Source organism: Labilithrix luteola (assembly GCF_001263205.1).
Taxonomy (GTDB): Bacteria; Myxococcota_A; Polyangia; order Polyangiales; family Polyangiaceae; genus Labilithrix; species Labilithrix luteola.
Genome location: NZ_CP012333.1, coordinates 8,548,811 through 8,575,529 on the forward strand (window position 1 = coordinate 8,548,811; position 26,719 = coordinate 8,575,529).

24 protein-coding genes and 1 tRNA gene are annotated in these 26,719 nt (G+C 67.7%); 13 read left to right on the plus strand and 12 right to left on the minus strand.

The window, feature by feature from the left end; all coding sequences use genetic code 11:
* Positions 1-21: 21 nt before the first annotated feature.
* A complete protein-coding gene (locus AKJ09_RS37130; protein ID WP_146652582.1) occupies positions 22-435 on the minus strand; it encodes a NifU family protein in 414 nt (137 codons plus the stop codon).
* 283 nt (positions 436-718) lie between these two features.
* On the opposite strand from AKJ09_RS37130, the gene AKJ09_RS37135 reads away from it, so the two are divergent.
* A complete protein-coding gene (locus tag AKJ09_RS37135) occupies positions 719-1,603 on the plus strand; it encodes an FHA domain-containing protein (RefSeq protein WP_146652583.1) in 885 nt (294 codons plus the stop codon).
* Between the two features lie 281 nt (positions 1,604-1,884).
* Positions 1,885-2,715, plus strand: coding sequence for an FHA domain-containing protein (locus AKJ09_RS37140; protein WP_146652584.1), 831 nt, complete (start codon positions 1,885-1,887; stop codon positions 2,713-2,715).
* Positions 2,716-2,738: 23 nt separating this feature from the next.
* Here AKJ09_RS37140 and AKJ09_RS37145 read toward each other — a convergent pair whose 3' ends face one another.
* Genes AKJ09_RS37145 through AKJ09_RS37170 form a run of 6 tightly spaced genes read right to left on the minus strand, consistent with a single transcriptional unit; the run spans position 2,739 to position 11,238 of the window.
* Entirely contained in the window at positions 2,739-3,242 is a 504-nt protein-coding gene (locus tag AKJ09_RS37145) for a DciA family protein (RefSeq protein ID WP_146652585.1), read from the minus strand.
* Positions 3,239-5,785 (minus strand): HEAT repeat domain-containing protein, encoded by a 2,547-nt coding sequence (locus tag AKJ09_RS37150; RefSeq protein ID WP_146652586.1) that lies wholly within the window; start codon positions 5,783-5,785, stop codon positions 3,239-3,241. Before AKJ09_RS37150 ends, AKJ09_RS37145 begins: the two co-directional genes overlap by 4 nt.
* Before the next feature lie 29 nt (positions 5,786-5,814).
* The gene (locus AKJ09_RS37155; RefSeq protein WP_146652587.1) at positions 5,815-8,046 is read right to left on the minus strand and encodes a glutamine amidotransferase; all 2,232 of its coding nucleotides are present in this window, start codon (positions 8,044-8,046) and stop codon (positions 5,815-5,817) included.
* A gap of 12 nt (positions 8,047-8,058) precedes the next feature.
* Positions 8,059-8,838 carry a DUF4159 domain-containing protein gene (locus tag AKJ09_RS37160; RefSeq protein ID WP_146652588.1) on the minus strand — a complete coding sequence of 260 codons (780 nt, stop codon included), beginning with the start codon at positions 8,836-8,838 and terminating at the stop codon, positions 8,059-8,061.
* Between the two features lie 41 nt (positions 8,839-8,879).
* Positions 8,880-9,545, minus strand: a complete 666-nt coding sequence (locus AKJ09_RS37165) for a hypothetical protein (RefSeq protein WP_240488716.1) — start codon at positions 9,543-9,545, stop codon at positions 8,880-8,882.
* Positions 9,546-9,603: 58 nt separating this feature from the next.
* Entirely contained in the window at positions 9,604-11,238 is a 1,635-nt protein-coding gene (locus AKJ09_RS37170) for a Ppx/GppA phosphatase family protein (RefSeq protein ID WP_146652589.1), read from the minus strand.
* Between the two features lie 39 nt (positions 11,239-11,277).
* On the opposite strand from AKJ09_RS37170, the gene AKJ09_RS37175 reads away from it, so the two are divergent.
* Positions 11,278-11,535: a hypothetical protein gene (locus tag AKJ09_RS37175; protein ID WP_146652590.1), complete on the plus strand. Its 258-nt coding sequence runs from the start codon at positions 11,278-11,280 to the stop codon at positions 11,533-11,535.
* A gap of 23 nt (positions 11,536-11,558) precedes the next feature.
* Here the strand turns inward: AKJ09_RS37175 and AKJ09_RS37180 are convergent, their stop codons facing one another.
* Positions 11,559-12,476, minus strand: a complete 918-nt coding sequence (locus tag AKJ09_RS37180; RefSeq protein WP_146652591.1) for a hypothetical protein — start codon at positions 12,474-12,476, stop codon at positions 11,559-11,561.
* A 151-nt stretch (positions 12,477-12,627) separates the two neighbouring features.
* On the opposite strand from AKJ09_RS37180, the gene AKJ09_RS37185 reads away from it, so the two are divergent.
* Both AKJ09_RS37185 and AKJ09_RS37190 read left to right on the plus strand, forming a co-directional pair.
* Positions 12,628-12,711, plus strand: a tRNA-Leu gene (locus AKJ09_RS37185).
* Between the two features lie 383 nt (positions 12,712-13,094).
* Positions 13,095-13,370 carry a hypothetical protein gene (locus AKJ09_RS37190; protein ID WP_146652592.1) on the plus strand — a complete coding sequence of 92 codons (276 nt, stop codon included), beginning with the start codon at positions 13,095-13,097 and terminating at the stop codon, positions 13,368-13,370.
* Positions 13,371-13,389: 19 nt separating this feature from the next.
* On the opposite strand, the gene AKJ09_RS37195 is transcribed toward AKJ09_RS37190, so the two are convergent.
* Positions 13,390-13,635 (minus strand): hypothetical protein, encoded by a 246-nt coding sequence (locus AKJ09_RS37195; protein WP_146652593.1) that lies wholly within the window; start codon positions 13,633-13,635, stop codon positions 13,390-13,392.
* Positions 13,636-14,682: 1,047 nt separating this feature from the next.
* Here AKJ09_RS37195 and AKJ09_RS37200 point away from each other — a divergent pair.
* The gene (locus tag AKJ09_RS37200; RefSeq protein WP_146652594.1) at positions 14,683-15,174 is read left to right on the plus strand and encodes a hypothetical protein; all 492 of its coding nucleotides are present in this window, start codon (positions 14,683-14,685) and stop codon (positions 15,172-15,174) included.
* 44 nt (positions 15,175-15,218) lie between these two features.
* On the opposite strand, the gene AKJ09_RS37205 is transcribed toward AKJ09_RS37200, so the two are convergent.
* A complete protein-coding gene (locus tag AKJ09_RS37205) occupies positions 15,219-17,876 on the minus strand; it encodes a serine/threonine-protein kinase (RefSeq protein WP_169928165.1) in 2,658 nt (885 codons plus the stop codon).
* A 187-nt stretch (positions 17,877-18,063) separates the two neighbouring features.
* Here AKJ09_RS37205 and rpsU point away from each other — a divergent pair, with 187 nt between their 5' ends.
* The 7 genes from rpsU to AKJ09_RS37240 all read left to right on the plus strand — a co-directional run bounded on the left by rpsU (position 18,064) and on the right by AKJ09_RS37240 (position 24,258).
* Positions 18,064-18,297 carry a 30S ribosomal protein S21 gene (gene rpsU, locus AKJ09_RS37210; protein ID WP_146652596.1) on the plus strand — a complete coding sequence of 78 codons (234 nt, stop codon included), beginning with the start codon at positions 18,064-18,066 and terminating at the stop codon, positions 18,295-18,297.
* Between the two features lie 156 nt (positions 18,298-18,453).
* The gene (locus AKJ09_RS37215) at positions 18,454-18,813 is read left to right on the plus strand and encodes a ferredoxin-thioredoxin reductase catalytic domain-containing protein (RefSeq protein ID WP_420814290.1); all 360 of its coding nucleotides are present in this window, start codon (positions 18,454-18,456) and stop codon (positions 18,811-18,813) included.
* A 72-nt stretch (positions 18,814-18,885) separates the two neighbouring features.
* Positions 18,886-19,413 carry a thioredoxin family protein gene (locus AKJ09_RS37220; protein WP_146652598.1) on the plus strand — a complete coding sequence of 176 codons (528 nt, stop codon included), beginning with the start codon at positions 18,886-18,888 and terminating at the stop codon, positions 19,411-19,413.
* A gap of 174 nt (positions 19,414-19,587) precedes the next feature.
* Positions 19,588-20,481, plus strand: coding sequence for a deoxyribose-phosphate aldolase (deoC, locus tag AKJ09_RS37225; RefSeq protein ID WP_146656017.1), 894 nt, complete (start codon positions 19,588-19,590; stop codon positions 20,479-20,481).
* Positions 20,482-20,489: 8 nt separating this feature from the next.
* Positions 20,490-21,995: an aldehyde dehydrogenase family protein gene (locus tag AKJ09_RS37230; RefSeq protein ID WP_146656019.1), complete on the plus strand. Its 1,506-nt coding sequence runs from the start codon at positions 20,490-20,492 to the stop codon at positions 21,993-21,995.
* The gene (locus tag AKJ09_RS37235; protein WP_240488719.1) at positions 21,995-23,011 is read left to right on the plus strand and encodes an aldehyde dehydrogenase family protein; all 1,017 of its coding nucleotides are present in this window, start codon (positions 21,995-21,997) and stop codon (positions 23,009-23,011) included. The genes AKJ09_RS37230 and AKJ09_RS37235 overlap by 1 nt, the downstream gene beginning before the upstream one ends.
* 299 nt (positions 23,012-23,310) lie before the next feature.
* On the plus strand, positions 23,311-24,258 hold the full coding sequence (locus AKJ09_RS37240; protein ID WP_146652599.1) for a hypothetical protein: 948 nt from the start codon (positions 23,311-23,313) through the stop codon (positions 24,256-24,258).
* A gap of 1 nt (position 24,259) precedes the next feature.
* Here the strand turns inward: AKJ09_RS37240 and AKJ09_RS37245 are convergent, their stop codons facing one another.
* Positions 24,260-25,888: a mechanosensitive ion channel family protein gene (locus AKJ09_RS37245; RefSeq protein ID WP_169928167.1), complete on the minus strand. Its 1,629-nt coding sequence runs from the start codon at positions 25,886-25,888 to the stop codon at positions 24,260-24,262.
* Positions 25,885-26,670: a hypothetical protein gene (locus AKJ09_RS53565; RefSeq protein ID WP_169928168.1), complete on the minus strand. Its 786-nt coding sequence runs from the start codon at positions 26,668-26,670 to the stop codon at positions 25,885-25,887. The genes AKJ09_RS37245 and AKJ09_RS53565 overlap by 4 nt, the downstream gene beginning before the upstream one ends.
* Positions 26,671-26,719 lie beyond the last annotated feature (49 nt).

Below are 26,719 nucleotides of genomic sequence, written 5' to 3' on the forward strand. Positions count from 1 at the left end.
CGCGAGGCCGCGCGTACGCTCTCAGCTGGGATCGACGCGGGTGGCGCCTTCAGGGATCCGCCAGCCGGTCGTAACCTTGAGGGTGGCCTTGGGGATCACCCCGCGGACGGTCGGCTCGAGGAGGCGCTCGCGGGTCATCGTGGCGCCCGGGCATCCGGCGCAGGTCCCCGCGAGGTGGACATGGACGTCGTCCTGGCTGGCGCTGACGACATAAAGCTCACCGCCGTCGGCCTTCACGAGGGCAGCGACGTACTCCGACAACGCCTTCATCAATTCGGCCGCCAAAGGACCCACCTTCTTCTCGGACTTCTCGGACACTGACTGCCCAGCCTGTCCAGCCGACCGCGAGCCATCCTGGACTTCGAGGGCGATCTTCGGCTGTGAGCCGAGCGCCCCGTCCGCTCCGTCAGCCGCATGGTGCTGGTGTTTCTCCATCGTCGACCCACGCCGAGCGTCGTCCACCAGTGTGCCCACACCCGCGAGGTTACCACAAGGAGCCTTGCGTAAGGCTCGGTTCCAAACCGAGCGGCCGTCTTGACCGACCGATCTTTGGGGCGCCGAGTTCCATCCTGCCCACACCGGAGCTTTTTCGTGATGCTTTTGGGTCGCAACTTCCTGCTAGGAGCTCGGCCCAACCGGAGGCTATATTCGGCTGGTCAGTCTGCGGGCGGGATGCGGGGGGTCGGTTCGCAAGTAGGTCGGGAGTCGGGAGAACGACGTGGCACGCTACCGGCTGCGGTTTCTGCTTCAGGAATTCGATCTCCCCAGAGGGGCGACGATCCTCGGGCGGAGCTCCGACTGTCATGTGACGATCGAAGACCCTCTGGTCTCGCGTCATCACGCGCGCATCGTCCTCGAAGGCGATCGGGCGACGGTCTACGACCTCAACAGCCGTAACGGCGTGAAGGTCAACGGCGTCGCGGCCAAAGAGCCCGTGGAGCTCAAAGACGGCGACCGACTGCGCATCGGCACGCAGGAGCTCGTCTTCTGCCGGGTCGACGCAGCTCCCCATTCTTCCGCGAAAACGACGGGATTCTTGCGCCACTGTGCGCGCTGCCGGATGCCCTATCCGCAGGAAGCCGGGGCCTGCCCGAACTGCGGAGCCACCGAGGCTCTCGACGAGGAGACGCTCAGCGGCTCGTTCGGGACGGCGGCGCAGCAGGTCTGGAGCGTCCAGCTCTTCGTGGAGGTCCTCGAGCGCGCCCTGGGCCTCGAGCGCTTCGAGGACATCCAGCGGATCCTCCGCCGCGCGACCGTCCAGGTCGAGGAGCTCCTCGCGCGGGGCGATGCCGTCGACGGGGCCCAGCTCGCCAAGTTGGCGTTCGGTGCCGTGCGCGCGAGCCTGACGCTCCGCGACCCGACCTGGGGTCTCTGGGTCGCGCAGGTCTACCGGCGGGTGCCCCTGGCGGTGCCGCACGATGTCGTTGGCAAGCTCGGCGAGCTCGCCGTGCACTTTCCCGTCGACATGGCGGAGCCGGTCGAGCACCTGGTCGCCCACCAGCGGACGCTCCCCATGACCGCGGAGAACTTCCCGGCCGTCGAGGCGCTGGAGCGCGTCTCCGCCTCGGTCCGACCTGCCCTTCGGACGGCAAAACCGAGCTGATCGCTCTCTCAAGGCCTCGAGGGCAGCGCGGCGATGCGGCGGGGCAGCGGGTCCAAACGGGGCGCGAACTGGGCGCGAACGGGGTCAATCGAGCCCAATCTCGCTTGATCCCGCTCAATCGTGCTCGATCACGCTCGATCCGGCGAGATCTCGCTCGTTCACGAAGAAACGTCTTTCACGCGGACGTCTTCTGGGGCACGCTTTTCGAGCGCGATTCTACGGTTCCTTGCCGAGGAGCCTCTCTTTTCGGTATTTCCATAGCTCGAGAGCGCACGTGACGGATGCGGTTCAGGCTCCGCTACTTACAGCATGATCTGGAGCTGAACGAGGGCAGCTTCGCCGTCGGCCGGAATGCCAGTTGCCAGCTTTCGCTGGACGATCCGCTCGTGTCTCGTCGCCATGCGATCTTCGAGGTGACTCCGAGCGGCGTGACCATCGAAGATCTGGCGAGCCGTAACGGCGTGATCGTCAACGGCCATCGCATCGACGCGAAGGTGAACCTGAGCGTCGGCGATCGGATCCTCATTGGCTCGCAGGAGCTCACGCTGCTCGCGGCGCGCGATCCGCAGGCGGGGATGCCGCTCGGAAAGATGACGCTCCCGAAGCTCCGGCTCAATACGCCGAGCGTCGGACTCCAGCCCTCGTCCTCGGTCGATCCCGATCCCGAGCCGTCGATGGTGCGGCGCGCGGATCAGTTCAAGCTGCTCTCCGGCGTCGCCGAGAAGGCGCTCGCGATGGGTAAGGCCGGTGAAGCCGAGCGACTGCTCGCGTCTGCCCTCGCCGACGTCATCGAGGCCACCCGCGCGGGCCGTCCGCTGCCTTCGACCCTCGTCGACCAGGCCGCCAAGTTCAGCGCGAAGCTCGCGACCGCCACCGGCAAGGGTGGCTGGGCCGACTACGTCATCGAGCTCTATGCCGCGCAGAAGCGTCCTGCCCCGGCGAACGTCATCGACGAGCTGTACAACGCGATGCGGAAGGTCACCGCCGTCGACATCCATCGCCTGCGCAACTACGTGGCGATGCTCCGGCAGAACCTTCCTCGCTATGGCCCGGCCGAGCGCTTCCTCTTCCAGCGCCTCGAAGGTCTCGAGCGTCTCGCCGCCTTGCGCTGAACGCGTCGGCCGCGCGCTCCTTGCTACTTCTCCGTGCGGCCGAGGTGCTTCTGCCACGCGAGATTGGCGCGGGCCGCTTGTTCGATCGTGCGACGAAGATCGTCGTCGGCCACGCGCTCGACGGCCGAGCGGAGCTCCGGTTCGAGCGTGGCGGGGGGCGGAACCTTGCGCGAGATGCGGCGCTCCGGAGGCCGATCGGGGAGGTCCAGAGGGCCGGTGCGGAAGCGCAGAGAATCGAGCGCGAAGCCGCGCAGCTTCAAGCGCGCGAGGAGCTCGGGCGCGAGCATCTGCAACTCGTTGGCCCACACGCTGGTGGTCACCTTGACGATGAGCACACCGCGTTCGATCGCCATCGGCTGAGCGCGATCGGCAATGCGCGGCCCGACGGCGGCGCGCCACTCGCGACGGGGGATCGGCGAACGACGCTTGGCGAAGCGATCTTCGCCGGCGCGTTCGAGCAGGTCCTCGATCAGCTCGGGGGCCTCGAGATTCTTGCGCCTGCGGCGCTTCGATGCGCGCTTCGTCATCGCGAGGGAAGACGCCTTCGCGTCAGGTTGCCGGGCGGTGCCGCCGGGTCGAAGGTTGCCCCGCGCCGATCGGCGATGCCCTCACGGAGCACGCCGCCCTCGTGCTCGAGGAGATACGGTGCGTGCGGCTTCGCCGTGTTCTGCGGCTCGCCGATGATGAAGACGGTCACCGCCCGCGCCGTCGTTGCTTCGTTGGGGGGCGGAGCGGGTTGCGCTGCTCGACAAATGCGCGCGACTTCGGCGTTGCGATCGACCGAGGCGCAGCGTTCGAGCGCCGTTCGATCCGCGAGGGTCGCCCTGTTCGTCGATCCGTTCGCGGGGCCGCCGGCGACCGCCTGCAGCGCACGCGCGGCGGACGCCCGAACGAGCTCGCTGGCGTCGTCGAGCAAGAGTTTTCGGGCTGTGTCGTCGTCGCCGCAGTGGGCCTTGGCGAAGGCAAGCGCGACGAGTGCATTGGCCCGCACGGTGGGGCGAGCGTCGGACAGGAGCGGGCATGCGACGGGGCCGATGACAGGCGCGCCGCCAGGGCCGAGACCTCGCGCGATCCGAGCGACGGCTCCGGCTGCGTTGGTCGCGACAGCCGTGTCGTCCGTTTTGGTTCGCGCCGCGATTGCGCCGACCGACCGTGCGTCGCCGAGCGTTCCGAGGCTGAACACCGCCTGCGCGCGGACCGTCGCGTCGGGATCCTCGGCGAGCTTCTGCAGGAGCGATAGCGCCTCCGTCGAACCGCGCTGGCCACCGAGCATGATCGCGACCATGCGCCGATCGTCCGGCTCGCCCTTGGCCGCGTTTTCAAGACCCTTCACCGCGGCGGGCGTTCGCGAGCGTCCTGCGGCTTCGAGGACGGCGTCGCGTTCGGGGCCGGCGGCGACGGCGAGCTCGCGGAAGAGGCGAGCCGTGGTTGCATCATCGGGCAGGCGTTCGCCGATGCCGCCGAGCGCGGCGAGCACGGCGTAACGATCGAGCTCCTCGCCGCCGTCGAGCTTCTTGAGCATCGCCTGGCGAGCCTTGGTGCCCCCGCTGGCTCCGAGAGCCGTTGCAACATGCAAACGAACGGCCGGATCGGTGTCCACGAGAAGCGGCACGAGCGCATCATCGGCGATGCCCGAAGCATCTTTCGGCGAGGCACTTCCGAGCGCTCCGAGCGCATCGATGGCAGCGATGCGCAGGGTCGGATCCTTCGAAGCCGCGAGCCCCGTGAGCTCCGTGGCGGCGCGCGGCGCTCCCGTCCGGCCGAGCAAGGTCACGAGCTGCGCGCGCTCGTCGATGGATAGGCGCGGCGACCTCAGCGTGGCGGCGAGCGGCTCGACGGCGCGCCCGTCCGGTTTCGTCGGATCGAGCAGGATTCCTGCGGTGCGAAGCGCCTCCTGACGCACGAGCGGATCGCCCACGAACTCGAGAACGACCGGCACCTGTTCGGCGGTTCCCGCGCCTGCGAGCGCGTGGAGTGCGGCCGCCGGAGGGAGCGTTCCTTTGCGCAGGGCGGTCACGATGGTCTTCGCGCTCGACGTTGCGTGGAGCTCGCCGAGGACCCACGCCGCGCTCGTGGTCACGGCCTTGGACCCAGGCTTTTCGAGGAGGCCGGTCAGCTCGGGGATCGCGGCCGGCCCCACCGACACGAGCGCTTCGCGCACGGCCGTCCGCTCCAGCGTGGCCGCCGCGTCTTCTTGCGTTCCGAGCGCATTGACCAGTGCACGAATCGCTTCGGGCGTACCGATACGACCGAGTGAGACGAGAGCGGCCTGGCGCACGGTTGGATTGCGCTCGAGCGCGAGGGGCGCGATGGCCGACGCCGCGTCGGGCGCGCGGAGGCGTCCGAGAGCGGCCAGAGCCTCCATTTTCACGTCGGGCGAGCTGTCGCGCAGGACGAGCAAGAGCGCTTGCGTGGCGCGCGGATCTCCGAGATCGCCGAGCGCGCGCACGACGGCCTGCCGGACTTCGGGCGTCGAGTCCTGAACCTTGCCGACGAGCGGCACGACGGCACGTGGATCGCCGAGCTTGGCGAGGGCGCGCGCGACCTGGACACGCACCGCGGGCGTGGGATCGTCGAGCTTTCCGGCGAGAGGGGCGACGGCGTCGGGCGAGCCGGAAGCGCCGAGGGCGTCGGCACATGCTCCTCGCACCGACGGATCGGCGTCGCCGAGGGATCGGGCGAGTGAGGGAACCGCCTTGGCATCCGGCATGGCGAACGCCACCTCGCATGCGGCGACGCGGAGGCGAGGCTCTCGTTCCGTCAGCCACGCCAGCGCGACGGGCGTGGCAGGTACGACGTGGAGCCGAATGGCCTCCTTGGCCGCCGCCAAGCGCACTTCCGTATCCCCGTCACCGAGCGCGCGAAGCACGAGCGGAGTCGCACGCTCGAGCCCGAGCGTGCCGAGCTCACGCGCTGCCGCCCGGCGGGTGACCGGATCTTGCGAGGCGAGGCCGCGCTCGACGCGCTCGGGAACGTCCGGCCAGACGAGCGCGAGCGCGTGCCGCGGAGCGAGCTGGGAACCCAGCACCCCGAAACACAGCAGCGAGGCAATGAAGACGCCCTTGCGCACGAGGCAACGCTAGCACGTCGGGAGCGCAGTCAGGACAGGCCGCTGCGCCTTCGGGCGAACCAGTGGACGCCGAGCGCGCAGGCCGCAGCAAGCGTCCAGATCCAGGGCGGCGCCACGGGCACCACGTGTCGTTCTGCGCTCACCACGGCGGGCTTCGGCAGAGGGAGCGCGAGATCCCCGCTTGCGTCGCGGAATGCTCCGCCCGTCGCGTCCGCGATGGCGCGGAGGCGCTCGACGTCGGGGCGCGAGTCGGCCCACTCGTCGCCGCCCGACTCACACGCGAAATCTCGACGCGTGGTCGGACCGGCACCGAGCCGGAGGCGTGCCGTGTACCCTCCGGCGGCGAGCGGAGGCATCGCGACCTCGACCGCCGTGCCGTCGTCGTGAACGGAGCGCGGAAGGGTCACTTTCACGGGCGGCGCATCTTGCTTGTCGAGGCGTCGGAGCTCGATCCATGCCGTGCTCTCGCCGTTCTGGTTGGCCTTCGGCAGGCGCACGCGAAGCCTCGCCGGCTCGTTCGCGACGCACGGCGACGCTAGCTCGAGCTGTCCGGACTCGAAGCGCGGATCGCGCATGAGCCAGCCGAGCAGGCCGTCCCAGAGTGCGCCGTACCCGCGGCCCGAGGTTCGCGCGCCGAGCTGGGAAAATTCGAGCTGCCACGCGCCGTCGATGCCGAGCGCGATCGAACGGCCGTCGCCCTGATCGCCAATCGCGAGGATCGGCATCGGCGCGCCGGACCGCGTCGTTCGCGAAGGATGGGCCCACAAGACGAGCCCCCCAGGGCGAACGTCGCCGAGCACGTTCGCCCCGGGCATCAACGGCAGCTCTTCGGACGCCACTTCGCGGAGCGGCGCCAAGAGCGGTGCGCTGCGTCCTTCGTCGGTCCAGGCGGGCACGACGTTGGCGACGTCCGCGGCCGTTGCGCCCGGCGAGCCATCCATGGTGATGGGCAGCACGTCGGCGAGGGGCGTGCCCGCGTAGCCGCCCGCGACGAACGAGTTCTGGCCGCCGACCATGATGAGACCGCCTCCGGCGCGCACGTAGCGCGCGAGCTGCGGGAGGTGGCGCTCGAGCCCGTAAGGCTGCGCGTCGAAGTCCTGCAGAACGACGGCGTCGAACGACGGAAGGTGCTCGGTGAAGAGCTCGTCGACCGGGAAGGGGATGAGCGAGAGATCTTCCTGCCGCGCGTTCGGATCGTCGGCCTGGGTTCGCAGGATGAAGAACGCGACGACGTCGACCGACGCATCGCTCTTCAGCCATTCGCGGAGCGCCCGGACGTCGTTCGTGGGGCGACCGGCGACGTGCAGCACGCGCACGCGCTCGCGGGCGACGTTGAACGTGAGCAGGCGTCGATCGTTCTCCGGAATCGTGTCGCCCGAGGGCGGCGTGATGGCGACCTCGATGATGCGCGCGCCCGCGCGTTCGAGCGTGACGGCGAGGTCGACGGTGCCTTTGCCGTCTTTCAGGTGCGTGAGGCCGCTCGCGAGCAGCGCCGGTGGTCCGTCTTCGCGAAGCTCGCGCGCGGTGACGGTGAGCTCGTCGCACGAGATCCCGCCCGCACAGCCCACTTCGACGGTGAGCGGAAGAGGGACGTGCGCGACGGCGGCGCCGGCGGCCGATACACGGCGTACACTGGCATCGGCAGGTGCCTCCTTCGTCGTCGCGATCGTGTGCACGGGCACCTTCAGATCGCGGACGATCGCCTGAATCGCCTCCTTCGATGCGCCCTCCGGCGGATCGTCGAGCCGGCCGTCGGACACGACGACGACGGCCTGCGGGCGCTCTTCGGCGGAAGCCGCGATCGCCCGGAGCGCGCTCGTCAGATCGCTGCGCGGCGCTTGCGAAGGCGCGGGGCCGTCTTTTCCAGGAGCGAACGGGGCGGGCGCGCCCTCGCCGAAACCGAGAATGGCGAGCCGCGCGTCCTTCGAGCGAGCTCCGAGCTCGGTGATCGCGCGGTCGCGCGTGGCTCCGCGTGGCGTCTTTTCGCTCTCCGGCAGCGCCATCGATCGCGACGTGTCGGCGAGGACGACGACCTTCGCGCCGACGACGCTTTCGCGCGCCGCGATGCGCACCGGCCGGAGCACGGCGCAAAGGAGTGCACCGAGGGCGAGCAGACCCGTGACCACGATGAGGGGACCGCCGCGCTCGCGCCTTCGCAGCTCGACGACGAGCAAGACGAGCAGGCTCACTGCCACGAGCACGCATGCGAGAATCGCTGCCCAGGGGGGCAAGTCTCCGTTGACCGCGAGTCGAGTGTGCATCCGCGTGCGACCTCAGGGCACCACGGGCAACGCGCGGCGACGCATGAGGAACGGCGCGTGGACTTGGTCGTCTTTGTAGTTCGAACAGAGCACGTACATCGAGATGTTCACCGCGAGGCGAATGGCGCGCTCCCGCTGGGCGTCACCGCCGGGGACCACCGGGTTTTCCCAGGCCCCCGTCGCGCCGCGCGCGAGCGCTCCACCGATGTCGTGCGAGGAGAAGAGCACTTGTGGCTTGCCGCCGCGCACGATGGCGTCGAGCGTTTGCGGACCACGGACGCGTCCTTCGGGACGCCTCACGAGATAGAACGATTTGAAGACGACGTGGTCGGCGCCGAGCGCGATGGGGCTCGTGTCGGGGAGGACGCGCGCGATTTGCTCGCGTGCGGTTCGACCGAATGCGCTCGGCGTTCCGTCGTCACCGACACCCGCGTCGTCCACGAGCAGGAGGCCGCCGAGCGAGAAGAACTTGCGGAGGCCGGCGATCTCCTGCGGAGAGAAGGGCGTGAGCGCGCTCTCCCCGCTGAGCCAGAGAAACGGACTGTCGACGACGCTGGGATCGTCGGCACGCACCTCGGTTGGCTTGACGCGCGCCGGGGCACTCGTTCGCTGAACCAGCTCGCGCGCCCATCGAGCGGGCGCACTTGGTCGTGCGGGCCCGTTGACGCCGCCTACGCGAAGCGCGCGCGGATCGAAGGCGCCCACGTCACCGAACGCGCGCGCCGGTCGTGGCAGCGCGAGCCACAGCAGGCTCACGAGACCGACGAACAGGACGGCAGCGGCACGCTTCATTCGGTCGCCACTCTAGCGCGAGGCACGGCGCACGTCCCAGCTCAGTCGAAGTCGTCGACTCGCCAGACGCCGCCCTCACGCTTCAACTTGACCGTATGACCGCCGGGCACGATCACGGTGGCGCTGTCTCCGGTGACCTGCACGCGCAGCGTTTCCGGGCGTTCCAGGCCTTCGACGAGCGAGCGGAGGTCTTGCTCCACGGCAGCGCGCGTCTGAGGTGTGAGCACGCGCATCAAGCCTGCGTAGCTGCGCCTCGCGAGCACGCGCCGCAGCTGATCGAGCGCCTGCTCGGGCGTTCGCGACCCGCCCGGCAGAGAGCCCGACGAGGTAATCCAGAACCGGCCGTCGCGAAGCTCGAGCTGAGCTTCTTCGCCGTCTTCGTAGCGAAGCCGTGCAGTGGCCTCGATGCGTGCGTCGCGGCCTGTGACCTGCTTGGCCTGCTCTTTGAGCTCCACGCGCTGCTCGTCGACGAGGCGCCGGACGTCGTCCTTCGAACGCGACTTCTGCGCCGTGCTCGTCATCATCGCGTAGATCGCGTCGGCGTCTCCGCGGTCTGCCGCGCGGGCATACTCGTCGGCGGCGGCCTTGGGGTCCGGCACGGAGTGGGTCGTGCAGCCGGTCGCCCAACTGGTGAGCGCAAACGCCGTCGCCACCCACGACCATCGGCGGTGGGGCACGATCCCGAAGGCAGGCGTGAGAGGGCGCATCGACCGCGCCCGAGGGTAGTACGAAACGAACTCTTCCGGTGAGTCGGTTTGCGTCGGCCTATTTCGCGTTGCGCACCGACGGCGGCGGCGTCGAAGGATCCGGACGCCAGGACGTGCGGGGGCTCCCGGCGATCTGGACTTCGAGGTCGAAGACGTCGCGGAGCATCTCGGACTTGGCGCGCACGGTCCACTCTTCGAGCTCGCGATCCTCGTCACCCGTCACGTGCAGGTAGAGGCGTCGCTTGCCGGCATCGATCTCGGCGCGAACGCCGGTCACCTTGCCGAGGTGCTCGCGGTCGAGCGCGTCGGCGATGCGCAGGATCGCCGCGAGGCTCCGGACCTTCGCGCGGGCATCCTTGTCGAGGTCGCGGAAGTTCGGATGTGAAGGATCGGGCGGGCTCTTGCGATGGTAACGCGCGACGTTGGCGACGATGGATCGCTCGTCGGGCGTGAGCCCCATGATGTCTGCGTGCTGGATGAGGTAGAAGCTGTGCTTGTGGTGACCGTCGTAACGGACGTAGTCGCCGATGTCGTGGAGGAGGGCGCCCGCGCGAAGGAGCAAGCGATCGCGTTCGACGAGGCGATGATGACCGGCCATGTCGTCGAAGAGCTGCATCGCGAAGGAGGCGACGAGCTCGCCGTGGGACTGATCGAAGCCGTAACGCTTGCCGAGCCGCACGCACGCGTCGACGACCGTGCGTGTCTCCGACTCCGTGTCCCAGCGGTCGAAGTACTTGTCGACGAGCTCCTCGAGGATCCCTTCCTTGAGGCCAACCCCGGGCGCCACGATCGCGCCGGCCTTGAAGGCCTCCGCGACGCGCAGGAAGATCGAAGCGGCAGGGACGATCGTGTCTGCGCGATCGGGCCGTAGGTTGTACGTCTCGCGACGCTTCTCCGTCGGCATGTCGAAGAGCTTGCCGAGGAGATTGCGCATCGCCGACACGTCGACGGCGCGCGGGAAGCCCGCGTGGCCACCCTTGATCGGGCAGAGCTCCACGATCGTGTCGACGCTGCCGCCGGTACCGACGACGACCTCGAAGGGCACCTTCTTCAGCTGGGGGATCGCTTCGGCGAGAACGCGGTCGACGCCTTCGAAGAGCAGGCGCTGGCGCGTTCGATCGACCGTCTTGGTGCCGCGAAGGTACGTCTCGAGGAGGCGCACCGTTCCGACAGGGAGCGACACGGAGAAGGCGTTTCGCCCGCGGTCGAGGTAGGTGAGCTCCGTCGAGCCGCCGCCGACGTCGACGAGAAGCGCGCGGCGGTCCGAAAGACCGAGCCGTCGGATGACGGCGAGCTGGATGAGGCGCGCCTCTTCGATGCCTTCGATGACCTCGAGCTCGATGCCGGCTTCCCGGCGCGCGCGCTCGACCAACGTGGGGCCGTTCGACGCCTCGCGGACGGCGCTGGTCGCCGTGGCGCGGTAGGCGTCGACCTTCGCGGTATCCATCGCTGTCCGGAACTCGCGCAGGGCCGTGCACGCCTGACCGATCGACGCAGCAGCGAGCCTACCGGTGACGAACACCTCGCTGCCGAGGCGAACGGGAGCGCGGAGGCTCAGGACTTCACGAAAGCTCCCACCGCTTGCATCGGGGAGGAGCGATAGCTGCTCGCGGCCGTTCGACACCCCTTGAGCCTCGACGATGCGGAGGCGCAGGGCGTTCGAACCCAAGTCGAGCGCAGCGAAGCGCGGCATGGGCCACCTTCTATCACGCGTTCTGGTACAACGTCGGGAGTGGCGAGCCCCGAAATGCCGATGAGCTCACGGGACACACGCGATACGCCCGAGCCAGCGCGCGAGCGTGGGCCCGCGCCGGCCTCCGATGCCTTCGGACGAGCCAAGCGTCAGCTCGTCATCGCCGCGGCGGGAATCGCCCTAGGCCTCGGAGTTTCCGGCTCGCTCGACCGAACCGCGGGTGGCGTTCTCGTGTTGGCTTCGTGGCTTTTGGGTATCGTCGCGCTGCATCGCCTCGGCCGTTCGGGCCGAGGCTGACGTTTCGGGCCAAAGCTCGCGGGTCAAATCTCGCTGCGAAGGACGACGATTCCCATGTCGGGCCCGAGCTTCGGAACGCGGCCGGCGGCCCAACCGAAGGCACGGTCGGTGATGGTGATGGTCCCGTCCGCAGGTCCCGTCGCGGTCTTGTCGACGAGGTTCAGATCCCCGAGCACCTGCTCATTGACCGCGGGGGTGCCGCGCGGGCCGTACACGGCCGACTTGTCGAAAACGAAGACGTAGAGGACGGGGAGCTTGCCCTTCTCACCCTCACGCATGAGCCGGTCCTGGAGGTCGCGCTTGAGCGACTCCTGGAGGTGGTAGGCAAAGCGCCGGTACGTCCAGCCGGTCACCAGGAGGCCGCTGAGCGTGCCGTCGTCCTTCTTGACGGGCACACCGGCGACCCACTCTTTGTCCGGCCCAGCCGGGTTCGGAACACCGGGGAATTGGCCGGTGGTCGCGACGAACGCTTCGCCGGCGAGCGCCCGCTTGAGGTCGGGGTAGGCACCGACCACGTCTTTCCCGGCCATCGTGTCCTGTTCGAGGTCGTTCCGGATCGCGATGCCTTTGTCGTCGGTGAAGGCGAAGAAGGTCGACTTGGCCTTTCCGAGGTCGGGCACCTGCTGGCGCATCTTGAGGAGGGCAGAGCGGACCGCCGGAGCATTCTTGGCGCCTTCCGGCTCTTTGGCCAGCGTCGCCGCCATACGCTTCGCGCCTTCGGGAAGGCCTCGTTCGACCTCCGCCACGTCCTCCGTGGCCAGCGTCACGAGTTCCTTCACGTTGACCTTGGCCTCCTCTTCGCTGACCTTTGCCTTGTCCTTGCACCCGGCGACGCCGAGCGACGTCGAGGCGACGAGGGCGGCGAAGGCGAGCGGCAGGGGCAGGGCGAGGCGCGTGGCGCGCGTGGCTTTGGAAAGAGCTCGAACGAGGCGAAGAGCCATGGGCCGGCAGTGTACGACGATCCTCGGTCTCGTGCGTCGGGATCCCCGACGGGGCTATCCACAACCCCGCGATGTCGTGTAAGGTGCCGGCTCGGTCGCGAAACGACCGTGCAGCAAAGTTCGACGTAGACGTACGCACGCAGGTGCGCGCGCCGAAGTGGCGGAATGGCAGACGCAGCGGATTCAAAATCCGCCGGGGTAGCCCCCCGTGAGGGTTCGAGTCCCTCCTTCGGTACCGGTCGAGACGCGTAGGTTTGCAGGACGGCGGAAATGTTGGGTGCGGGGGCCGAGCTCCGAGCTTCTGCAGGTCTGCCGTCGTTACATCGATCGCCTCACAGAAGAGCTTGAATTCTCGGTCGGGCGGTGAGCCGGGACCGTTTCCCGCTCGCGTGAGCTCAGGAGCTTGCCCGGCCCGCCGGGGTCGCCTCCTCGTTCGAGAAGCACGCCGAACACCTCGCGTGCCGTGCCCTGGTCGCCATTGGCGGGGAGACGTCCCGCGATCGTCATGAGGCGCGCCCATCCTGCGGCGTCCGAGCGTCGAGCTTGGGATCGTGGGGTCGCGCCAGTTCGGTTGGATGGCAGGGAGCTTGACGAGGAGGCGAGCGCGCGTGGCGAGACGTGTTTGGCCCGCCCGAGGCCCTCGAGCTCCCGGCGCGACCAAGCACGGAGTCGACAGGGCAGCGCGGGATCGCCGAAGTCGACCGCTCGGTGGCGTCGATCCAGAACGTGAGCTCGTCGTCGTCGATGTTCGTTCGCGTCATCGTCACCGGAACGAAGCTGGCCGCCAGGACGACGGCGACGCCCGTTGCGACGCGTCCCGGGTTCTTCCGCAGCCGGCTCGCGACGACGGACAGCGAAAGAGTGACGCCCGCGCGCGGCGCGTACAAGCGATGATCCGCCGCGGCCGCGCCGTTCAATTCAGCGGAATGGCGTGCAATACCGGCGCGATTGCCGTAACGGCAAACACCAGACCAACGAGTGCACCTGGCGAATCGGACAGCGAAAGAGTGGCTTTCGCCGGCTGGTGAATTCTTCTTAATGCAAAGACCGAACCGGTAGTGATTGCGATACCAATCACGACTCCAGCTGCCGTTCGCGACGGGTCGACCGCGCCCGCGACGCCGATGCTGCTGGCAGGATGCCAGGGATCCAGCGACATCTCGAGGTAACGAAAAAGAGCCTCGAACCCCGTCGGAATGCGCTCGCCCAGAGGCAGTGCGGTAAGGGCAGGAGGGCTTTCGCCATTCCCACGAACCGGAGCGCGAGATATCCAAGGAGCGGCAATCCGAGGAGCGCGGTGCGCTTCGCGCGGTCGGTTTTGACCGAACCGAGCCACGTCCCTACTGCGGTTGCGGCGACACCCGCGATGGCAACTTCGTTTGCCAGGAGTTCGAGGAAAGAGAAGCCACAGGCGAGCTTCGCGGCCTCGGGATCGACGTATTTTGCCTTGGCATACTGGCGCTCGCGCGGCACCTGCCAGGAGGCCAAACGCTCATCGCGGCGAACATTCCGAGCGCTGCCAGGATGTCGGATCGACCGGCAATCCAGGCCACGGATTCGGCGAGTCGGGGCAAACGTGCCCATACCAATGCGGCTAGGAAGCTGAGAACCGTGGCGCCGCGGCGTCTCGCAACAACTGCGAAGAGCACTACGGCGAGCGCATGAAGAGTAACCTTCGTACGGTGGAAACCGCGAGGCTCCTCGCCTTTCATGACGACGTCGAGATGAAAGGAAAAATTCGTTAGCGGCCGATAATGGGTCGGCTTGGGATCGCTCATCGGATCTGCAAGCCAGAAAGGCCGGATCACGAAATTGAGCGGAGTGGTGGTTCGAAGCGCCCGGTTCCGCTCGACGAGGGCATGATCGTCCCAGACGAACGAACCTCCCGAGCGGACGAGTAGACCCAAAAACGGCCGTCGCCAGCACCAGTGCCGAAACGGTGGTGACCCCCCGCCAGCGGGCTCAGGTGGTGGTCCGTTGGTTATCCATCCTGGTCATAATCCGCCGTAAACCCGTGCACCTTGCACTGCTTGCACATGCCAAGCGCCAGTCTTTCGCAGGGGCGTCCAAGTCTCATTCGCGGTGCTCTTCGAGAGCTCTCGTGACCGTGTTTTCGTTTGTCGCCGGTTCGGCGCCCCATTCTCTTAGTCCGTAATTTGGAATTTGATTGCGCAGTGAATCCTTCTTGGCCTATGGCTGATTACCCATGAGCACCCTCCGTGGCACCATCGAAGGTCTTGCATCGCAGTTTGCCAGCAGCGTCATCGAAGCCCTTCGGGGCGCGTCGATCGACGAATTGCTCGACGTCGCGCAAGGAGGCGCCGCCGGTGGTGGCGGTGGCGCTCGTCGCGGGCGCGTCACCCGCGAAGTCACCACCGAAGTGGCCGTGGCGGCCCCCCGTGTCCGCCGTGGGCGTGGCGGCCGTCTCGGCCGTCGCTCCGCGAACGACATCGCGGCCATGATCAACTCGATTGTCAGCCTCCTCCAGCAAAACCCCGGCGGCCTCCGCGCCGAGCAGATTCGCGAGGCGCTCGGCGTCGAGGCGAAGGAGCTCCCGCGTCCCCTCGGTGAGGCCACCGACCAGGGCCTGATCTCGAAGGAAGGCCAGAAGCGCGCGACCACGTACTTCGCCGGTGGCGGCGCCGCCAAGCGCGGTGGTGCGAAGGCCGCTGGCGGTCGCGGCCGCAAGCGCGGCTGATTTTCGAGACGGCCCGTCCTCGGGGCGGGCCCCCTCGTCGCGAGCTACCTGCCAAGTGCCTCGAGGCGCTTGGCAGCGGCTCGCATCGTCCGTGATTTCGCGGTCGCGGGCCACGTCATGACCACCCGCTGATAGGCCTCGCGCGCGAGCGCGGTGTCGCCTTTGGCTTCGTACGCGTTGCCCAGGTACCAACGCGCGCGGAGCACGAGCATCGGTTCGTCCGAGCACGTGTTGGTCACCCGCAAGAGATGGGAGATCGCTTCGTTGGGACGACCCGCGAGCGCGTAGACCTTGCCCATCGTGAAATCGAGCTGCGCGCCTCGACGCGCGGAGGGAAGCGGCGCGTTGTTCGGCATGTGAGCGACGGCGTCGACGGCTTCCTCGCGCGTCTCCGAGAAGCCGCCCCACACGCTCATCCACGTGCTCCACGATGCACGTGTGCTCTCGTGGTCCGAACCCGGGAGCCGCTTGCGTTCGCGTTCGATCCAGCGCGCGCGGCGTTCACTGAGTTCTTCTTTCGTAATCTCGCCCGTCCGGTAGAGCGGCTCGTAGAAGGCGATCGCGGGGTCGGTGGCGAAGGGATAGACCTGCCAGGCGTCCATCCGATCGAGGTAGCCGTGGGCAACCTTCGCGGCGCCGGGGAGATCGTCGCTCTCGATGAGCAGGTTCATCCGCACGCGCGCCGGCATGGCGTGGTCGATCTGATCGGCCGAAGCCGGGAGCTTCTCGTCGTATTCGCGCGCGAGGTCGGCGGCCTTTCCGAGCTCGCCGGCGTCGATCGCGAGGAAGATGCGGTCACGGAGCTCGCCCGTCGTGCGCTTCGTGTCGGGGAGGAGAGACCACGCGCGCCCGAGCGCTTCTTCGACGCTCGGGCGCGGCGCGCCGTCGGCGTAGAGAGCCCGTGCAAACGTGGCCGAGGCTTTCGGTGATTGCGGTTCGAGGGTACGCCACTGCGAGGCCTCCTCGCGCGCCCGATGGCATTCGCCGAGCTCGGCAAGGAGCCGATAGCGCGCTTCGACGCACGTCGAGGCGACCGGCGAGAGCTTCGTGCATCGCTCGGTCGCGGCGAGTGCCTCGGTGACGTGACCGAGGTTCCTCTCGGCGCCTGCAAGCGCGGCGATGGCTGGCACGTACGAGGCGTCCAGCCGTACCGCGGCCTCGTAGGCGGCCTTGGCGCCTTCGTCGTCGCCTTGGCGCTCCCGCGCCCGCCCGAGAAAGAGCTGGAGCTCCGGGTCGCGTGGAAACTGGAAGACGACCGACGTCATCCGTGTTTCCCATTCGTCGAGATCGGGTTTCGCACGAATGTACGGCTCGCTCGCGTCGAGGAGCGCGGCGTCGCGCGGGAGGAGCATCTCGCGATGCTCGAACGCGCTCTGGAATGCGGCCTGCGCGGCGCCGGGATCTTCCTGCTGCGTCTGGATCGCGATCTCGAGGTGCGCAGCGGCGAACGTCGGGTCGAGGTCGACGGCGCGCGCCATCGCGGCGCGTCCTTTGGAATCGACGCCGTCGTGAAGCAGGTTCCGCGCTTCTTTGAATGCGGCCTCGGCTTCGGGCACGGTCGAAAGCGGGCGAGGGGCACCGGCCGGGATCGGCGTCGGGTGCGCGCGTCGTGCGAGAACCACCGCACCGGCGAGCACACCGGTGAGGGCAATCGGAACGACGAGCGACCAGATTCGTGCCTTCGGATTCTTCGCGGGCGGGCCGCCTGCGTCCTTGGGCATCGGCGCGATCGATACGCTCGTCGGCACGCGCGTCGTCGCGGCAAATGCCGTCGGATCGTCGCGTCGAGGCGCGATCCGCACCCGCTCGCCGCCACCCGTCGACTGGGTGGCGAACGGCTCGAGGGCATCGGCCACGTCGGCCATCGATGCGAAGCGTGCCTTCGGATCTTTGGCGAGCGCGCGCATCACCGTCTCCTCGACGGCGGCGGGGATGTCTTGGTTGCGCTCGCGCAGCGATGCGGGCTGCTCGGTGAGCACCTTGGCGACGAGGGCGAGCAGATCGCCGCTATCGGCCCAAGGCCGGGCGCCCGCAATCAGCTCGTACGCCATGACGCCCCAGGCGAACTGGTCGCAACGCGCGTCGACTTCGCTGCCTTTGATCTGCTCGGGCGCCATGTACACGGGGGTGCCGGCAATCGCGCCTTGTCCGGTCACCGTGTCGATGGCTTGCTGGTCGTCCGCCGTCGGAGAGACCGTGCGTCGCGCGATGCCGAAATCGAGCACCTTCACGACGCCGTCTTCGCGAACCATCACGTTCTCGGGTTTCACGTCGCGGTGAACGAGACCCACGGTATGCGCGGCGTGGAGCGCTCGCGCGATGTCCACGAGCCAGCGGAGCCGGCGGGAGAGGGGAACGTCGGTGGCGCCGACGAGGCTCCGGAGCGTCGTGCCGACGACGTACTCCATCGCCAGATAGAGGCGGCCTTCCGACTCACCGACGTCGTAGATGCCGACCACGTTCGGATGGCTGAGCGAGGCTACGGCCCGCGCTTCGCGAAGGAGCCGGCTCGTCACCTCGCTCGTCAGTCGCGCCGAGTCTGCGGCCGAGGTGGTCGCGCTCGGCGTCGGAACGACGATCACCTTGAGCGCGATCGTGCGTTCGAGCCTCGGGTCGAAGGCACGATAGACCCTGCCCATCCCGCCCTGGCCGACAAAGCCGCGGATTTCATACGGGCCGACGACATCGCCAGGCTTGAGCATCGAGGCCGATCCAGCGTACATGAACCGCTGTACCGGTCGGAAGCGGTCGGCGACGAAGCTCCGCTCGAGGTTTTTGAGTCGGAGCCCGTGATTTCTCCTAGCGGGTTGGAATCTGCCGTGGTAATTCCGCGGCCCCCTTTCGCGAAGCAGATATTTGGTCGCGAAACTTTGGTAAGACAGGTGTTCGATGCCGAGTGAAGCCGTACAGTGCAAGCCGCTCGAGGTCGTGGTCAGCGACCGCGGGATCGAGCGCGCCATCAAGATGCTCAAGCGCAAGCTTGCCTCCGAAGGCGTTCTGCGTGAGCTCAAGATGCGCCGCCACTACATGAAGCCGAGCGTCAAGCGCCGGAAGAAGCAGGCGGAGGCGGCTCGCCGTCGCCGCAAGCGCGCGAAGCTCGACGCGGCGCCGCCGAAGGGCTGAATCACGCCGATTCGCGAGCCGACGTTTGGGGCAATCCAAACGCGGAGCGCGAGTTCGTGACCCCATGACCCCGTCTGGCGCACCCCTGGTGGGTGCTGCTTGGCGGGGTTCGTGTATTTCGAGCTCGGGACGCCGGGCGGAGCTACGCTCGAAATCGTGGGCGACGAGGCAGACGAGACGGACGAGGCTAGCGAGGAACGCGGGAAGCGCCGCGAGAAGGCGCTAGGGCGCGTCCGGAAGTTCGTCGAGACGTACGTCGCCAAGGGAAAATACGGGCTCTACCCCGAGGCCGAGGTCGTGGAGAACGTCATCCAGGGCCTGACGGACAACCTCGTCGAGCACGGCCGCATGTACTGCCCTTGCGCTCCGGTCGAGGAGTCGAAGACCAAGGGCTCGGCCATGGTGTGCCCGTGCGTCCCTCATCACGCGGACATTGCGCGTCAGGGCTACTGCGATTGCGCACTCTTCGCGTCGCGTGACTTCGTCGCCCAAGAGGCCCTCAAGAAGCGCCGCTGAGGCGGTGCGGAGCGCGGTCCTACTCCATGGAGCCAGGTGGACGGGCACCCCGGGTCGCACTACGTTGCGCGCATGGCGCTCGAGCTTCATGCCCCGTGTCCGCCCTTCGATCTCCCGGGCACCGACGATCGCAATCACACCCTGGCCGAGCTCGGCGGCAAGCTCGTCGTGGTCATGGTGTCCTGCAACCACTGCCCGTATGTGATCGCGTACGAGCCTCGTGTGGCCGCGCTTGCCAAGGAGTACGCCCCGCGCGGGGTGGACTTCGTCGCGGTGAATGCGAACGACGCTACGCGTTACCCGGACGACGGAATGATGCCGATGAAGGCGCGCGCTCGGGAGCGCGGCTTCACGTTTCCGTATCTGCGCGACGACTCGCAGATCTTCGTGCGCGCGCTCGGGGCGCGTTTCACCCCGGAAGTCTACGTGTTCGACGAGCAGCGGACGCTCCGGTACCACGGTCGGATCGACGACAACCACCGTGACGTGTCCCGCGTGACCTCTCACGACTTGAAGAACGCGCTCGACGCTCTGCTCGCCGGCGGCGAGCCTCCGCTCACCACCACTACGGCCTTTGGCTGCAGCGTGAAGTGGAAGTGACGCCGACTCGATAAGTGACTCTCCTGCCGCCGAAAAGACGGAAGTGCGACGCTCGGAGGGCCGAGTTTCTCTGGTAGCCTCCGGGGCGTGAGTACGCTCAACGGCAACGAAAACGGCCATCAAAACGGGAACGGAACGTCGCTGTTCCGTGCCGGCGCGCCCTCGCGCGGCGCGATGTTCGCGCTCTTCCAACCGCCTCCGGTCGACGCCATCGCCGTCGAAGAGCGCGCCGCGTCGTTCGCGAAGCGCTCGATCAAGAAGGCGACGAAGGTCGCAGGTCTGAAGCTCTCCATCGCGATGATGGACCTCACCACGCTCGAGGGCAAAGACACCCCGGGCAAGGTCCGTCAGATGTGTCAAAAGGCGCTGCGCCCGCTCGAGAGCGATCCGAGCATCGGCTCGTGCGCGGCGGTCTGCGTGTATCCGAACTTCGTGTCGGTCGCGAAGGACGCGCTCCGCGGCTCCGGGGTGCACGTGGCGAGCGTCGCCACGGCCTTCCCGAGCGGCCAGTCCCCGCTCGCGGTGAAGCTCGATGACACGCGCCGTGCCGTCGAATTCGGCGCCGACGAAATCGACATGGTGATCGATCGCGGCGCCATGCTGGCGGGTGACTACGCCAAGGTGTTCGACGAGATCGCGGCCACGAAGGAGGCCTGCGGTCAGGCGCACCTCAAGGTCATTCTCGAGACGGGCGAGCTCGGTTCGTACGACGTCGTTCGCAAAGCGAGCGATCTCGCGATTGCGGCCGGCGGCGATTTCATCAAGACGTCGACTGGCAAGATCCAGCCCGCAGCCACCCCCCCTGTCACGCTGGTGATGCTCGAGGCGATTCGCGACCACTATTACGCGACCGGTCGTCGTATCGGCATGAAGCCCGCGGGCGGCGTGCGCACGGCCAAGCAGGCGCTCCATTACCTCGTCCTCCTGAAGGAGACGCTCGGGGACGCGTGGCTCACGCCGGAGCTGTTCCGCTTCGGCGCCAGCGCGCTCCTGAACGACGTCCTCATGCAGCTCGAGAAAGAGCGCACCGGCAATTACCAGGCTTCCGAAGACTTCTCGAAGGATTGATCATGACCATGACCAAGGCGGAAGGCTCGGCGCTCGAACGGGCCGAACGAATCAAGAACGCCGCGCTCGAATTCGGTCACGCGTGGGATTACGCGCCCGCGCCCGAGGCGAGCGACCACGTCAAGATCGACCCGAAATATGGGCTCTTCATCGGTGGTCGCTGGGTGACGCCGCGCAGCGGCAAGACGTTCGCGACCGTCAGTCCCTCGACCGAAGAGAAGCTCTCGGAGATCGCCGAAGCCAACGCGCAAGACGTCGACGATGCGGTCAAGGCCGCGCGCGAGGCGTACGACAAGTATTGGTCGAAGATGCGCGGTGCAGACCGTGCAAAATACATCTTCCGTATTGCTCGCGCGATTCAGGAAAAGGCGCGTGAGCTCGCCATCGTCGAATCGATGGATGGAGGAAAGCCCATCAAGGAATCGCGCGACGTCGACGTTCCGCTCGCCGCGGCGCATTTCTTCTATCACGCGGGTTGGGCCGACAAACTCGAGTACGCCTTCCAGGGCCGCAGCGTTCGTCCGCTCGGTGTCGCCGGGCAGATCATTCCGTGGAACTTCCCGCTGCTCATGGCCGCGTGGAAGATCGCGCCCGCGCTCGCTTGCGGAAACACGGTGGTGCTCAAGCCGGCGGAGACCACGCCGCTCACCGCGCTGCTTCTCGCCAAGATCATCGAGGAAGCGGAGCTCCCGCCCGGGGTCGTGAACATCGTGACCGGGGCAGGGGAGACCGGCGCCGCGCTCGCCAATCACCCCGACGTGAACAAGGTCGCCTTCACCGGTTCGACCGACGTCGGAAAGCGTATTCAGCGGGCGATTGCCGGTACCACCAAGCGCCTCACCCTCGAGCTCGGTGGAAAGGCCGCGAACATCGTCTTCGCCGATGCGCCGCTCGATCAGGCCGTCGAAGGCATCGTCAACGGCATCTACTTCAACCAAGGCCACGTCTGCTGCGCCGGTTCGCGTCTCCTCGTCGAAGAGAGCGTGCACGACGTTCTGGTCCGCAAGTTGAAGGATCGCATGGCCACGCTCCGCGTCGGCAATCCGCTCGACAAGAACACCGATGTCGGCGCCATCAACTCGAAGATGCAACTCGAGCGCATTCGCGATCTCGTTGCGTACGGCGAGAAGGAGGGCGCCGAGCGCTACTCCGCGCCGTGCCGCCTGCCGGAGAAGGGCTACTTCTTCGCTCCTACGTTCTTCACCGGCGCGAGCCAGTCCTCGCGCATCGCGCGCGAAGAGATCTTCGGACCGGTCCTCACCATCATGACCTTTCGCACGCCGGAAGAGGCCGTGGAGAAGGCGAACAACACGATGTACGGGCTCTCCGCCGGCATCTGGACGGACAAGGGCGCGAAGATCTTCTGGATGGCGACGAAGCTGAAGGCCGGCGTCGTCTGGGGCAACACCTACAACAAGTTCGACCCGACCTCGCCGTTCGGCGGCTACAAAGAGAGCGGCTTCGGTCGCGAGGGCGGTCGGCAGGGTCTTTCGGCTTACGTCGAGGTTGCGTGATGGCAGACAACAAGAAGCGCGAGACGATCGACGTGGCCGAGCCGGCTCCGCGCGCGAACGCATCGGACATTCTCTCGGCCCAGCCGAAGACCAACGAAACGTCGCTCACCAAGGCGTTCACGCCCCCGCCGGGCCGCGTTCGCGTCAACAAGGCGTACAAGATGTTCGTCGGCGGAGCGTTCGTGCGCTCCGAATCCGGTCGGTACTTCCAGGTCGGCAGCACGGCCGATCACGAAGACGCCGATCCCGACACCGTCAACGTTCCCCGGGGATCGCGCAAAGACGTTCGCGACGCGGTGCTCACGGCGAAGAACGCGCAAGCGGGCTGGGAGAAGCGCACCGCCTACAACCGCGGTCAGATCCTCTACCGCCTCGCCGAGGTGATGGAGTCGCGCCGCCCCGAGCTCACGCAGTCGCTCGAGCGCGGCGGGCTCTCGACTCAGGCCGCGGCGGCCGAGGTCGATGCCGCCGTCGACCGCGTCGTCTTCTACGCCGGCTTCGCCGACAAGTATTTCGCACTGCTCGCGAGCAGCAACCCCGTGGCCGGCCCGCACTTCGGCTTCAGCCTTCCCGAGGCCATGGGCGTCGTCGGCGTCGTCGCGCCCGATCGTCCGGCGCTCCTCGGTCTCGTCTCGACGGTCCTTCCGGTCATCACCGGCGGCAACACCGTCGTCGCGCTTGCGTCGGAGAAAGATCCGCGCACGGCGATCGTCTTCTGTGAATGCGTCGCGACGAGCGACATGCCCGGCGGCGTCGTCAACGTGCTCACCGGTCAGGCCAAGGAGATCTCCGGCGCGCTCGCCAAGCATCGCGAAGTCATCGGCATCGACGCCTGGATGGTCGACGCCGATCTCCGTAAGGCGGTCGAGCACGAAGGCGCCGACAACGTGAAGCGCGTGAAGACCCACGTACCGATGGATCCGGAAGCTTGGCTCGACGAACGCCGCGGCCAAGGCCTCGGATGGATCGAGCGCTTCCTCGAGACGAAGACGATCTGGCACCCCGTCGGACTCTGATCCGGCTCTCCTGAAAACGCCACACTACGCCGCCCGCGCCTCGCGACCTCGTCGTGATGCGCGGCGTTTGCGTATTTGCCGAAGGCTCACCGAAGGACGTTCTTGTAGACGACCCCGTCCTTCATGATGACCAGGAAGTTCTTCTCCGGATCGGCGATCAGCGCCCCTTTTTGCCGTGCCGAGAGGCTTTCGAGCATTTCGACGAGCCGATCGACCGCTTCTTTGCGCGTCAGGCGGTGCGCCTCGTCTTCGGGAGAGCAGCCGAGGTCGTCGGCGCAGCGTTTGCAACTCAGCGGGCCATGCGAAGGCCGTACGGTTGCGCGCCCGCGACCGCAGCGCGTGCCGCGATCCTCGCTCTCGTCCTGCCCGTCGCAGGCTGCGCATCGGCGCTGGAGCGCGCATCGGCGAACGTGCCGCGTACGGCGACGCCCGTGGTGATCGACGAGACGATCAAGGCCCTCGAAGATCAGGCGACGCGCGAACGTCTGGCAAAGGTCATTGCGACCCCGGAGGTGCAGCAGGCGATCCGCGAGCTCGCAAATGCGGCGATTCCAGGCGTTCTCGATGGCGTCACGGACGAGGAGTCGAAGGCGCGCATCGAGGCCTTCACGAAGGACATCGTCTCCGTGATTGCCCGCGTGGTCATGGCGACGATCCGCCCTGCGGTGCACGAAGCCATGTCCGAGGCGTTGTCCAGCGAGGTTCGCACGACGCTGGACGAGCTGGTTCGCAACGTCGCTGCCAGCGCTGCGCATTCGGCGATGCGCGCGGCGGCGGATGATTTTCCCACGACGATCTCGCCAGCCATGCGCACCGCGCTCGCCGAAGGCCTTGCGTCGCCCGAGGTGCGGACCGCGGCGGCGGGAACTGCGCACGACCTGGCGCGATCGGCCGTCCTCGGTTCGCGTGAGGCGGTGATGGAGATCCAGGATGCGCAAACAGGGCGGGGGCCCGTGCAGCGCGTCGCTCTCTTTCTCGTCAAGGCGGGCTGGGCGCTGCTCCTCTTCACCACGCTGTTCGTCGGCCTCATCGTCACTGGAATGTTGAGCTTGCGTCGGCGGGCAACCCGCGCGGAGGCCGCGAGCGAGGCGAGCGCAAGGCACGTGCGCAAACTGGCCACGCTGATGCTGCGCGCCGGCAATGGGGGCTGGTCGGAGGCCGACCGCGAGTCGGTCGAGGCGGCGCTGGAAGAGGAGGAGGAGCCTCCGTCGCCTCGTCCGCGGCGCAGGCGACGTCCTCGCGTGTGACTCAGTGCCGTGGTGCCGGCTGTGGCCCGGTGGCGATGACCGAGTGGGTCGGCAGCGCGAGCTCGAACCCCGAGCGGTCGACCGTCTCGATGCAAGCGAGCAGGACTTCGCCGCGAACTCGATCGAACTCGTCGAGCTCGATGGTCTCGACGAACGCGGTCACATGCAGGTCGAACGAGGATTCACCGATCTCGCCGAGCTCGACGGTCACGTCGGAGGCGCGAATCAGCGGATGCTTCCGAACCGCTCGCTTGAGGGACGCTCGCAGCACGCGAAGCTGGGAGGCCGATGGTGCGCGCGACAGTCGGACGTGCGTCGTCAGGCGTGCGACTTCGCGCTCCGAGAGCGACTCGATGCGGGAGTCAGCGAGCTTGCCATTCGGAATGACGATTACGGTCCGGTCGGTCGTGCGGAGACGAGTGGTGCGGAGGCCGATGCTCTCCACCACGCCTTCGATCTTCTCGGGACGGACGAAGTCGCCGACGCGTATTCGGTCGCCGATGTGGAACGGCTGGTCGACGAGAATCGCGATCGATCCGATGAAGTTCTCCACCGTCTTCTGGGCGGCGAGTGCCACGACGATGCCGCCGAGTCCAAGGCCGGCAACGATGCTCGTGGGGGAGTAGCCGAGCCGCGAGAGCGCGAGCATGAGCCCGATGGCAACGACGACGGCCTTGCCCAGCCGTACCCCAACGACCGTCAGCGTCCTTGCGGTGGGACGTCCGTCGACCCACGGCCCCTCGGTAGCCTCGTCGCCTGCGGCCATCAGAACGAGGATCGCCGCCCAGAAGAGTGCGAGGTAGCCAAGAGCGCCGAGCAGCCGGTCGACGAACTCGCTCGCGCGCAGAGGCAGGACGAGGAGCGGACTGGCCAGCCAGAACGCGACTGTGGCCCATGCGAGGCGCACCGGTTGCCTGAGGCGCGGGAGAAAACGCGCCGTCCGACTGCAGGGGTCGACGACGACGCGGACGAGGAGGCCGAGCAGCCATGTGAGAAGAAGCCCCGCGGCGGCTGAACCGAGCGCGAGGACGGGAATGCCCAACCACTGCCACACGTAGAGGCCTTTCGGGCCGCGCGCCAGGAAAGGGGCCGGCAAGTGCTCGCTTGCCCAGTCTGTCTCCAGCGCATCGTAGAGGCGGTCGATCGCGTCCACGGTGCCCCGCCCGAAGACCCAAACTCCGTGCTCGCCGGGAGCGAGGGCCGGTCGGCGCTCGATCGTGATTGGCTGGGGGCGCCCGCCTCCGTCGATCTCGCCGAGGACGAGGATGCCCCCGGAGGCGTCGGGCGCGCCGCTGCTCTGTGGAGAGAGCAGCTCGGGGTGGATGACGAGCTTCCGCTCGAGCACTTCGTGGAGCCTGCTGGCGAGCTCGGGGCCGCGCTTCTCCTGCGCGCGCGGGACGTCGAGGTAGGTCGACGCTTCTCGCCACTGGGCGTGCGCGGAAAGGTCGAGGAAGCGTCGCATGCTGGCGCGAGGAGAGTCCGCGGCCTCTTCCTCGATGCGGCTCGGCAAAGCCGCGGGAGTCGGTGCGGCCGCCGGGGGCGCAGCAGGCGCGGGCACCACCCGTGCACGCGCGAACGCCGGAAAGACGAGCACGACGAGCACGGCGAGGAGCGTCGCCGGCCACTTCATCGGCCGACGAGCCGAGCGTGGACGACGCGTGCCACCAGCCATGACATCGCCGAGACGACGGCGACGCCGCTGCATGCCAGGAACGCGTTGACGAAGATGCGCTTCACCATGCGGTCGCGGCGAAGATCGGCAAAGATCGTCTTGCTCGTGATGCGTGCGTGCATTCGTACGAGGACCGGCAAGCGCTGCGTCGCGTAGAGGGCGCGCTCGCCGAGCAGGATGGCCGTGTCGGCGGCCTGGGCGGCGCCTCGAACGAGTGAAAAGAGGCCTGCCGCGGTCCGTGCGTTGTTCGCCTCTCTGTTCTCTGCGTACGCCGACAGCCTCACCGTCGCCACGTTCTCCATGCGAGGGTTTTCGGCCATCCACTCGCGAATGACGCGCCCGAGCTGCGCCTCCACGTCTGCCGAGATGACGGTGCGTGCGATGGTCGAGATGTCGTCGAACGAGGTTCGAAAGGCCTCGGTTACACGTCGTGTGTCTGGGCCGTGGACGTCTTCCTTCCACCGTCGTGCCATGGCCTCTCGGCCGAGTGCGACGAGTGTGACCATGTCCAGCAGGTCGACCTCGGGCGAGGAGCCGACCGCGATGTCGAGCGCGGACGCCATGAAGTCGAGCTGGTCTCGCGTGGCTCGTACGCCCACGGCGGGATCTTGGGATTCGACGAGCGGCTCGAACGCGCTCGCGAGGCGTGCAGAGAATCTCCCTTCGAAGCGCATGAGATCTTCCTGCAGCTCGACGGCACTCCGGGCCCTCTGCACCGCGCTCCGTTTGCCTTCCAACATCGGTCCCCCTCCATGCTCTCGAGTCGTTCCTCGCTTGGATCAGGCTCCG